General features: G+C 44.3%; 5 protein-coding genes and 1 tRNA gene. 1 reads left to right on the top strand and 5 read right to left on the bottom strand.

The features are described 5' to 3' along the window. Positions 1–78: 78 nt before the first annotated feature. The 4 genes from ccsB to HWQ37_RS32200 all read right to left on the bottom strand — a co-directional run bounded on the left by ccsB (position 79) and on the right by HWQ37_RS32200 (position 4599). Positions 79–1140 carry a c-type cytochrome biogenesis protein CcsB gene (gene ccsB, locus HWQ37_RS32215; RefSeq protein ID WP_292755092.1) on the bottom strand — a complete coding sequence of 354 codons (1062 nt, stop codon included), beginning with the start codon at positions 1138–1140 and terminating at the stop codon, positions 79–81. A gap of 204 nt (positions 1141–1344) precedes the next feature. Further along, entirely contained in the window at positions 1345–3117 is a 1773-nt protein-coding gene (locus HWQ37_RS32210) for a DUF3352 domain-containing protein (protein ID WP_292755090.1), read from the bottom strand. A gap of 609 nt (positions 3118–3726) precedes the next feature. Then, positions 3727–4356, bottom strand: a complete 630-nt coding sequence (locus HWQ37_RS32205; protein WP_292755087.1) for a chorismate lyase — start codon at positions 4354–4356, stop codon at positions 3727–3729. A gap of 160 nt (positions 4357–4516) precedes the next feature. Beyond that, positions 4517–4599: transfer RNA gene (locus tag HWQ37_RS32200), tRNA-Leu, on the bottom strand. Between the two features lie 467 nt (positions 4600–5066). Here HWQ37_RS32200 and accC point away from each other — a divergent pair. Continuing rightward, positions 5067–6410: an acetyl-CoA carboxylase biotin carboxylase subunit gene (accC, locus tag HWQ37_RS32195; RefSeq protein ID WP_292755084.1), complete on the top strand. Its 1344-nt coding sequence runs from the start codon at positions 5067–5069 to the stop codon at positions 6408–6410. A gap of 106 nt (positions 6411–6516) precedes the next feature. On the opposite strand, the gene HWQ37_RS32190 is transcribed toward accC, so the two are convergent. Beyond that, positions 6517–6810, bottom strand: coding sequence for a YggT family protein (locus HWQ37_RS32190; protein WP_094350101.1), 294 nt, complete (start codon positions 6808–6810; stop codon positions 6517–6519). Positions 6811–7283 lie beyond the last annotated feature (473 nt).

Genomic DNA, 7283 nt, shown 5'->3' with positions numbered 1-7283 from the left:
TCTCCCCTCTCCCATTTTTGGGAGAGGGGCTGGGGGTGAGGGAAAAGATTTAAGCTTGCATTGGGATGCTCCCGGTTCTTAAAAAAACCAACCGTAAGAATGCAAACCTTTACCCAAAAGATTCACACCGAGATAGCAAACCCAAACTACAAGCAAGCCGGTGGAGGCTAAAATTGCGGGACTGCGCCCTTGCCAACCGCGAGTAATTCTGGCGTGGAGGTAGGCAGCAAAAACTAACCAGGTAATTAATGCCCAAGTTTCTTTCGGGTCCCAACTCCAGTAGGAACCCCAGGCTTCGTTAGCCCAAACGCCACCGGCAATGATGCCAATTGTCAACAAGGGAAATCCTAGTCCGATGATGCGATAGCTGATGTTGTCGAGGGTTTCGGCAAGGCTAAGGCGCTGGGGTGATAGAGGTTCAGCAGATGCTACAGCTTGAGACTCAGGGGTAGTTACTAAATTCAAAACAGCAGTGTTACCGTTACCGTTGCCGTTGCCGCTAGTTTCAAAACGAGCAAAACCGTTATTTTCGACAGCCGGCGCTGGTGGTTGAGAAGTTAGTTCAGTGGCTTTGTGTAAGCGGTAGCCGTTACTACGATAACCGCCAGTCCCTACAGAACTGCCTTGTAGTTGGATATTTTGACCGCGAGTGACAATTAAAAAAGCGATCGCTAATAATGAACCCACCATCAAAGCCGAATAGCTCAACATCATAACGCTAACGTGCATCATCAGCCAATTTGACTTCAAAGCAGGTACTAAGGGTTCTGACGCTTGCATTTGTGATGGTAGTGTCATAGTAGCAAAAGCTGCGATCGCCATTGCCACCGGAGCTGTCGCAACTCCTACTAAGCGGCTACGGCTACTATTTTCGGCAATCAGATGGACGGCGGTAATTCCCCAAGTTAAGAAAAACAGAGATTCATAGAGATTACTTAAGGGAAAATAACCAGCTTCGATCCATCTTGCCCCTAGTAGAGTCGCAATGCACAAATTTGCGATCGCCATCCCAGCTGTTCCCAAAACGGCTAGATAAGGCAGATTCGGAAAAGCCGCTCCTCCCCAATACACCAGCATTGTTAGGAATAATATGGCAAAGGACGTATTGTCCAGCCAGTTTTGGAGTACAACCAAATTCATAAAGTCTTCTCTCCGTGGATGATTTAAAATATCGATTCTGACTGTTTTGATCCTATATGGTTAAAGGGGAATCGGGAATGGGGCATTAGGAGTGCTGAGTGCTGAGTGCTGAGTGCTGAGTGCTGAGTTAGGAGTTAGGAGTTAAAAGTTAGGAGTTTTATTTATCTCCTTGTCTCCCTTGTCTCCCTTGTCTCCCTCATCCCCCTATCTAACAGAATTACTCTTACTCCCTTCTGGACTAGGCAATGAAGTCGCGTTAGTAACTTTTTTGAGTTCGATAAAAATATCGTAACGGTTACTGCGATTGTCGCTGACAGCAGATGTCATCCCAATTGTGCGCGTTGCATCTAGCAAAGTTTGTTGATTGGGAATTAGAGTTGGTAAAGGGAAGTTTTTCACAGTTCGTTCTACATCCAGGAAAAATTGACCGTTTGTCGGATTGGGTTCTGTAGGAACTGTTTGTTGGAAAGGGAGCGTGCTAGCTAGTGTGTAGTTAGGTTTGGGAAGAATTTTATCCGCGATCGGAGCGCCTACTACCAGAAAGGCCACATCTCCATCTAACCAACCGTGGGTGGCAGTTAATGTACCATAAGGCGATACCCAGTTAACAACGGGTTGGCCTGCGACTTTCCCCGGTTGCACTTGGAACTGGTATTGATTTTTCATCACATCATCCAGTTGACTGATGGATGCTTCGGCTGATTTGCGTAGGCTTTGCCCACCGTAAGCATCGCTTGTCTGTACCATGAACAGCAAACCTGCACGAAAATCATTTGGTGAACCTTCTTTTGGAGTAGCAGGAATCACTGATAACGAAAATTCTCCTTTCATCCAACTAAGCAAATCCTTCTCTAAATCAAGATCGGTAAGGGATTTTATACCACCTCTAATCTGTTCTGGTGCGATCGGTGATAAAGGATTTCCCTGAGATGTTAAAACATAGTCTCTCCACGATCTTTGTAAGTTACCACCAGTCAGCATCATTAAGGTTTCGGCTGGTATGCGGCTTTGCATTTTTCCAGCTTTGTTTTCTACCACCAGCACACGTTGACTATTAGGGTTTAACCAAGAAACGCCCTTAAAGCGGATTCCTTCTGACTCTAAGGTTATTGTCCCCGCTAAACCTTGGTTATTTTGCAGTTGAGCCAAAACTTGAGCAGGTAAAGGCCGGTTTGGAGAAGCGGCGGCTATTTTCGCTGCTGTTGGCACATTCACATAAAACTGGGCAAAGGGTTGGTAGTTGGCAATTTTCGGGAAATTCTCAGCAAAGCCCCCTGTTGTGGCTAGGGACGTTTTATTTTTGTAAGCATCGATCGCTCGTTCTGTGGCTTTGGGACTATCAGTTATGACTAAAAAACGCCGATCTAATAATACAGCCGAGAAGTTTTGCCCTGTTTGTCCCTCACTTTGTTTGATAGCGATCCCTTGATAAATACGATCGATCCATTTGCCTTGTTTAAGAGTTTTGGGTTGTGCCAAAATGCTTTTGGCGATTTCTGGGTTTTTCACTGGCAATACCATTACCATCGACTGCTGATCGCTAGCAGTATCTTCTTTATTGGTGGTAACTGGTTTGGGTGCAGGTTTATTCCCTGTAGCTGGGGCGAGAATTGCGATCGTCATGTCATCGCCTACCCAAGGAGCGATATCTTTTTGGAAGTCGTAACCATTATTAGTCAGAAAGCGATCGCGTAATTGGACTAAATTTTTGTCCAGTTCTGTTTGGGTTTCTTTTGTCCCAAACTGCCGCAATTTCTGCCACTGCTGGGGATCTGTTGTTAAAGAAACCGCAAACAGAGCATCACCAGGAATAATATTTGCACCAACTAGCAAATCGCTAGAAGACATTTGTCTCTGGGCTAACAACCAGTATGCTACACTCCCCGCAGCAATTAATAACCCAGCAGCCGAGAGTGTCAGCACCAGAGACGGTTTCTTATTTTTCTTCATCGGAACAGACACAAGAGGCAGTGCCATTGAAACCTATACCTCATATTTGCAAACTTATTACTTGCTGAATTGGTTAAGTCAACCAAAAAGTTTCTTGCGATCTAAGGTAGTTAATTTCATAAATTTCTCCACCATAGACATTGATGATATTTCTGTAATCAACCTTCTCTACTGTTTCAAAGCGGTGTTTTAGTGGTTAGTTACCTTTTTTAACACGCTTTGTTGAATTTCGCAGGACATTCCTTTAAACGGCTGTCTGTTTCGGAAAGTCTCCGAAAGTTAACATCCTTCATTTCAAGCACTTTGAGGATATAACTAACTTGGGCATTGCTGCAAGTAATCATTAACCCACACTACCTAATGGCACTAAGAAAATCCCAAAAGCCTGTGTAGCCTTGTTCCCAGCCTCCAGGCTGGGAATGTATTCCGAGAGGCTCCGCCTCTGGTTAAGAAAGAAGAGGCGGAGCCTCCCAGAATGGGTTCCCAGCCTCCAGGCTGGGAAGCAGTCAGGGCAAGGGCTGTATCTTAACTTAGTGCCATTCCCCACACTACCTTATTATTTACAGACCTTCTATCTGTGGTATTGAATTTATCCAAATATAAACAAGATCAATTTTGTGTCCGGGATTTTAAATACTATGCCTCAGCATTAACAGCATTCAACTGCATAGGCCCCAAATATTTGGTTAAATAAGGTGAAAAAACCTCATAAATTAATGTTAGTGGCTGTCCATGATGCCAAAACAAGTAGTGACGACCCCAAAAAGGCCCAGTTATACCAAAACCGGACTCTAGTGCCAATGAGTCACCGTAGTAAATTCCTCGAACATCCCGATACAATTCTGTGCGAAGTCGAGCTAAACTTGCCCAAATTGGTAATGAACGGTTTTGTAAATACTCATCGACATGACTAGCTTCCCACCACGAAGTCGCATAGGCTAATCTTTGACCAGAAGCGGTACGCAGCCATACTTGTCGCCGTAATCGCGGTTCTGGGACAGCTTGGATTAACTCAGGAGCAGCATCTAAGTCGATGCCAATCAATGACATATCAATAACGTCTACTTCTACAGGCTCACCGGTGAGCAATTCTAAGTGACGTGTTGGAGAGCCGTCACCCAAAAGCATTAGCTGCCATGCAGGTGCTAGCTGAGTGTGAGGTAAACTTTGTTCAATTATTTCCTCCCCTCCTTGCCAAATCGGAGTGAGGCGATGCCAAGCTGATGGCACTGTTAGGTTGTTTGTCGGCGTAAAAGTAATAGTCAATGCTTTTTACAAAACTTCACCTATCTCTATGAAAGCATAAAAAACTCGTACTTTGACAAGGCAACTTTGCTTAATTCTGACTGCAAACTTATGTTTAAGGGTCAATAGTCTAAGGTTTTTTGGCCTGTGACTATTGACCCTATGCTTAAACAAGCAAAAATGCGGATGGTGAGACTCGAACTCGCAAGGGCATTGCCCACACGCACCTCAAGCGTGCGCGTATACCAATTCCGCCACATCCGCATGGTTTCTCTAAAGATAGACTATAGCATAAGAAAATAATTATAGTAAAGTGATATCTAAATTCAGTGGCTCAAAAATATAAATTTTCTCAAGGCGGTATCAGACTGACAGAAATTTAGCAGTTGTACAAGTGATATTGAAAAGGGATAAAGCTACTAGAGCGAATATGTTCGGCAGGGGTGCGATCGCATAACCGCCTACCGTAGGCGATCTCTACGACGAGTAATGACACTCTATGACTCGCTATTCGGCATCGCCAAAGCCCAGCTTGCTAGTCTAGTCAAGACTTACAACAGCAATGTTGTTATTGTAGTAAAACCCCTAGAGGCAGCAAGCGTGCAATATGCAAGTTTGCTTAGAATCAGGATGGCGAATCTCCTGCGATAATTTGAAACAATGCTTCCGCATTATTTCAAGTTGGATCGGAGAAAATGTGAATCTACTGGTAATGATATCGAAACTAAAAAATGAAGTTTGACAAAATATTAATTGCCAATCGGGGAGAAATCGCCCTTCGCATTCTCCGCGCCTGTGAAGAAATGGGAATTGCCACAGTTGCGGTTCACTCCACCGTTGACCGTAATGCTCTCCACGTCCAACTTGCTGATGAAGCGGTTTGCATTGGCGAACCTGCTAGCGGTAAAAGTTATTTGAATATTCCCAATATTATTGCTGCTGCACTGACACGAAATGCTACTGCAATTCATCCAGGCTATGGTTTTTTAGCAGAAAATGCTCGGTTTGCGGAAATCTGTGCCGACCATCATATTGCTTTTATCGGTCCAACTCCAGAAGCTATCAGGCTAATGGGGGATAAATCCACTGCTAAAGAAACCATGCAAAAAGCTGGAGTTCCGACAGTACCAGGTACTGAGGGATTGGTAGAATCTGAGGAAGAAGGATTAGGATTTGCCAAAGATATCGGCTATCCGTTGATGATTAAAGCCACGGCGGGTGGCGGTGGACGGGGTATGCGTCTAGTTCGTTCTGAAGACGAATTTGTTAAACTTTTCCTCGCAGCCCAAGGCGAAGCAGGAGCAGCTTTTGGGAATTCTGGCGTTTACATAGAAAAATTTATTGAACGTCCCCGCCATATCGAATTTCAAATTTTGGCAGATAACTACGGTAATGTCATCCACTTGGGTGAACGGGATTGCTCAATTCAGCGCCGGAATCAAAAGCTGTTAGAAGAAGCTCCTAGTCCGGCTCTCGACCAAGACCTACGTGAGAAAATGGGACAAGCTGCTGTCAAAGCAGCCCAATTCATTAACTACAGTGGGGCAGGTACTATCGAGTTTCTCTTGGATAGATCCGGTAAATTCTACTTTATGGAAATGAACACCCGGATTCAAGTAGAACATCCTGTAACAGAAATGATTACGGGGATAGACTTAGTTGCCGAACAAATCCGCATTGCTCAAGGAGAAAGACTCAAGCTAACCCAAGAGCAAGTAGTATTACGAGGTCATGCGATCGAATGTCGAATCAACGCCGAAGATCCCGATCATGATTTTCGTCCTTCTCCTGGACGGATTAGTAGCTATCTGCCCCCCGGAGGCCCTGGTGTTCGGATTGATTCGCACGTTTACACAGATTACCAAATCCCGCCCTACTACGATTCCTTAATCGGCAAGTTAATTGTTTGGGCACCAGACCGACCCACTGCTATTAACCGGATGAAACGCGCACTGCGGGAATGTGCCATCACTGGACTACCCACAACTATCGGGTTTCATCAAAAAATTATGGAAACTCCACAGTTTTTGCAGGGTAATGTCTATACAAATTTTGTGCAGGAAATGAACGGTTAAGGGAGTGGGGAGTGGGGGAGCAATCAATTCAAAATTCAAAATTCAAAATTAAAGAACTCCTGCCCCATTCCCCAATGCCCAATGCCCAATGCCCAATGCCCCATCCTTAATTCACACGAGATAGCATAGTCAGCAATCCTTGTTGACCTAACAGGATTTCTCGTAGCAAGCTAAAGATACCAACCCAAATAATAGGTGTAATATCTACTCCACCTATAGGTTGCACCAACTTTCGCAACGGGATTAAAAATGGCTCAGTGGGCCAAGCTATTAAATTAAAGGGCAAACGATTAAGATCCACTTGTGGATACCAAGTGAGAATGATACGAAATATAAATAAGAATGTCATTACCCCTAAGACAGGGCCAAGAATCCAAGCAGTCAGGTTAACACCAGTCATCGGTTTTAGGTACTATCTATCTGTAAAGAAAGAAAAAACTTAGCTAACGGCAAGCCTTTCGGGTTCCCCAGTCGCTCTTGGGGTACACTTCATTGGCACTAGTGGTCTGTCAAATCCATTTTGACGGTTCGAGAGACGCGATAAATCGCCGTCTCTACAGAAAATTTATTCGTCAATTATTTCTTGACAGACTACTAGTCTCTCCCTTTGGAAGAAGACCGCGCTGGCTCACTGTGCTTTGCGTAGGCTTAACCCGTCGTAGACATTGCTAAAAAGTTTTAAGCTTTGTAAAGCACTCCGATCGCTATTTTAACCAAATGCTGTCACTTCCTTCTGAAATAGAAAAGCGAACTTGCCCACGGGGTTAACTAAATAAGTGGTGAAAGCAGTTACCAAGTTTGGCAGTTCTGAGTTAGAAGCTTCTCAAGAAAGTAATACACTATTAAAATTAGGATGAAGTGTGTAAAAAAAGG

Origin of the sequence: Nostoc sp. NMS4 (assembly GCF_017115095.1) — a bacterium.
Classification (GTDB): Bacteria; Cyanobacteriota; Cyanobacteriia; order Cyanobacteriales; family Nostocaceae; genus Nostoc.
This window is presented reverse-complemented; position numbering and strand designations above follow the sequence as displayed.

Coding starts and splice junctions, on each gene's coding strand:
- ccsB (WP_292755092.1), bottom strand. CDS start 1,140: ATGAATTTGGTTGTACTCCAAAACTGGCTGGACAATACGTCCTTTGCC.
- accC (WP_292755084.1), top strand. CDS start 5,067: ATGAAGTTTGACAAAATATTAATTGCCAATCGGGGAGAAATCGCCCTT.
- HWQ37_RS32190 (WP_094350101.1), bottom strand. CDS start 6,810: ATGACTGGTGTTAACCTGACTGCTTGGATTCTTGGCCCTGTCTTAGGG.
- HWQ37_RS32210 (WP_292755090.1), bottom strand. CDS start 3,117: ATGGCACTGCCTCTTGTGTCTGTTCCGATGAAGAAAAATAAGAAACCG.